The following is a 418-nucleotide window of genomic DNA, read 5'->3' on the forward strand; positions in this document are numbered from 1 at the left end:
ATTCATACCGTTTCTACAGGCGTTGAACCCTCGTAATTTGGCTAAGGTATTGATTCTGGAGTGAGAATTGCTTCGACCCGAATTTGATGCTGCCAGTTATCACCGAAGTCATATTCGTATAAAAAACGTTCTCGCATTCTCCAGCTAAAATCTGATAATTTGACAACTTTAGGGTCGTCAGAAAACCACATTCCCCCAATTTGAGCAATCCCGTAATCCTTACCGTGAATTATGAAACGATGTAGATGGGAATCAGTCCATCCCATTACTATCTGGATGATGTAGTGCAAATCGGCGATCGTGCTGTCACTGCGGATTTTGATCCTACGCCAAATCATGGGACTGATACCCAGGATAAAAATATGGGCGTTGCTGAATAAGGGGATGAATTGATTTAGCTAGGTACAATTTGATACTT

The 418-nt window shown here is 41.6% G+C and carries 1 protein-coding gene; it reads right to left on the reverse strand.

The genetic code is table 11. The features are described 5' to 3' along the window. Positions 1–41: 41 nt before the first annotated feature. Entirely contained in the window at positions 42–386 is a 345-nt protein-coding gene (locus tag ACM5QX_RS29565; protein WP_414756761.1) for a plasmid pRiA4b ORF-3 family protein, read from the reverse strand. Positions 387–418 lie beyond the last annotated feature (32 nt).

It is taken from the genome of Anabaena sp. CCY 9910, assembly GCF_963920875.1.
Classification (GTDB): domain Bacteria; phylum Cyanobacteriota; class Cyanobacteriia; order Cyanobacteriales; family Nostocaceae; genus Trichormus; species Trichormus variabilis.